General features: G+C 34.7%; 2 protein-coding genes. One reads left to right on the forward strand and one right to left on the reverse strand.

The genetic code is table 11. The features are described from left to right. Positions 1 to 199 precede the first annotated feature (199 nt). On the reverse strand, positions 200 to 1,054 hold the full coding sequence (locus FLACOL7796_RS16345; RefSeq protein WP_173971800.1) for a CvfB family protein: 855 nt from the start codon (positions 1,052 to 1,054) through the stop codon (positions 200 to 202). Positions 1,055 to 1,220: 166 nt separating this feature from the next. On the opposite strand from FLACOL7796_RS16345, the gene FLACOL7796_RS16350 reads away from it, so the two are divergent. Next, positions 1,221 to 2,570 (forward strand): M20/M25/M40 family metallo-hydrolase, encoded by a 1,350-nt coding sequence (locus FLACOL7796_RS16350; protein WP_173971801.1) that lies wholly within the window; start codon positions 1,221 to 1,223, stop codon positions 2,568 to 2,570. Positions 2,571 to 2,695: the final 125 nt, after the last annotated feature.

Here is a 2,695-nt window from a genome sequence, read left to right on the forward strand (position 1 = left end):
TCTCATTGGTCAGCAATTCAAGTTTTAAATCTTGCTTGTTTTTCTGACACGAAATAAGAACGAAGCACGAAAGGCTTAAAAAGATCATTTTTTTCATAAACTCTAAATATTTTTTAAATTTCAATAAAAAAATCCAAATTCCAAAAACTCGTAAAGTATTGGAATTTGGAATTTAAAAAATATTGAAATTTTAAAGAAATTATTCTTTTACAAGATAAATCCCGTCTTCTTTTATTTCTATCAGCTTATCTTTATATAAAGCTCCAATTGCTTTTTTGAAAGTCTTTTTACTCATTTTTAACACCGTTTTGATGTCTTCAGGATGCGAAGCGTCGTTTAGACGTAAAAAACCACGGCTGGCTCTTAATTCGTCTAATATTTTTTCTGCATTTGGCTCAATACTTTGATAGCCTTGTGCTTGCAACGCAACGTCTATTTTGTTATCAGGACGGATGTTTTTAATAAATCCGATCATTCTGTCACCGGTTCTAATCGCATCATCGTAAACTTCATCTTTGTACAACAATCCTTTGTGCTGCTCGTTGATGATTACATTGATTCCTAATTCGGTAATATGCGAAACGATCAAATCAACTTCTTCGCCTTTCTCAACCGTTAGGTTTTCATTGCTTAAAAATTGGTTCAATTTACTTGAAGCAACCAAACGATTGGTTTTTTCATCCATGTAAAGGTAAACTAAGTAACGTTTTCCTTTTTCCATTGGTCGGGCTTGTTCTTTAAACGGAACAAGGATGTCTTTTTCCATCCCCCAATCCATAAAAGCACCAACCTGATTAATGTAATTCACTCTTAAAAGTGCAAATTCATTCAGTAATATATAAGGTTCCAGTGTGGTAGCAACCGGACGTTGTTCGTGGTCTAAATATACAAAGACGATCAATTCTTCGCCTATTTCAAATTCGTTGGGAACGTATTTATTGGGTAATAATATATCGTGAATTCCTTCCGGATCTTTTTCAGGATTTCCTAAAAACAAACCAACTTTGGTATCACGTAATATAGTAAGGGTATTGTATTTTCCTATTTCAATCATATTCTTGAGGTTCTAAGCTGTAAAGCAGCTAAGTTTCTAAGGTGCAAATGTACGAAGTTTGAAAATGGTACAACGAAAAAAGTTTTAGATAAAATCAGCTAAAACATCTTTTTAGGGTTTCTCTTTTTTTTAAGTAAATTTGAGGATCTAAATTAATCCCAAATCAATGAAAAAGACCATTTTTTATTCTGTATTTACTTTTCTGTTTTTTACTCAAATTACCTTTTCTCAGGTTGCTGAAGATCCTGAAATAAAAAAAATGATTACCGAAATTAAAGCCGAAAACCTTGAAGCTACTGTTCGGAAGTTAGTTTCTTTCGGGACACGACATACTTTAAGCGATACTAAAAGCAAAACCAAAGGAATTGGCGCTGCACAACAATGGGTAAAATCTGAATTTGATAAATATGCATTGGAATCTGGCGGAAGATTAACTGCTGCAATTGATTATTTTGAAGTGAAAGCAGACGGAAAACGAATCAACAAAGATAGTCAGCTTGGGAATGTAATGGCGACTCTTAAAGGAACTGACCCAAATGATAACCGTGTTCTTATTATAAGCGGACATCTTGATTCGCGAGTTTCTGATGTTATGAATATTAAATCTGATGCTCCAGGTGCCAATGATGACGCTTCCGGAGTTGCGGCTGTAATGGAATTAGCGAGAGTAATGAGTCAAAGATCTTTTTCTGCTACTATTATTTTTGTAGCTGTAGTTGGCGAAGAACAAGGACTTATAGGGGCACGTCATCTTGCTGAAACGGCAAAAGAATCGAACTGGAATATCATGGCAATGCTTAATAATGATATGATTGGTAATAGTTTGTCGAGCGGAACTAATTTAAGAGATAACACTCAGATCAGGGTTTTTAGCGAAACAATTCCGTTTCTGGAAACCGAAGACGAAGCCAAGATGCGTAAAGCAACAAGTCGCGAAAATGATAGTCCGTCGAGATTATTGGCGCGTTACATTAAAACCGTTACAGAGCAATATGTAGATCAGTTAAAAGTAAAATTGGTCTACAGAAACGATCGTTTTTTACGTGGAGGCGATCATACTCCGTTTAGTCAAAATGGATTTACAGCAGTTCGTTTTTGCGAAATGAATGAGAATTTCGATCATCAGCATCAGGATTTAAGAACTGAAAACGGAATTAAATACGGTGATTTGGTTGAATTTATGGATTTTGAGTATTTAAGAAAAAACACTTGTTCTAATTTAGCCACTCTGGCCAATTTAGCATGGTCGCCAAAAGCGCCAGTAAATGTAGGAATCGAAGTTAAAAATCTTTCTAATTCATCTGCGTTCTCCTGGACTGCTCCGGAAGGAAAAGCGCCTTATGGTTATCAGATTTTAATGAGAGAAACGGCTTCTTCACATTGGGAGAAAACATTTTTTGTAAAAGATACCAAAGCAGAAATTCCGTATTCTAAAGACAACTATTTTTTTGCTATACAAACTGTAGATGAGTTAGGTCATGCAAGTTTACCCGTATTTCCGGTCCCGATTCGTTAAGAATATAAAATATAAAAAGCGCCATCAAGGTAGTCATGGTCGGAAGATTATTCTTCCGGCCTTTTTTGTTTTATACTTTAAAAAAAAATGTTTTTATTTATTTTATTTAACACGAATTTTCTTGT

It is taken from the genome of Flavobacterium bizetiae (genome assembly GCF_902804475.1).
GTDB classification, from domain to species: Bacteria; Bacteroidota; Bacteroidia; order Flavobacteriales; family Flavobacteriaceae; genus Flavobacterium; species Flavobacterium bizetiae.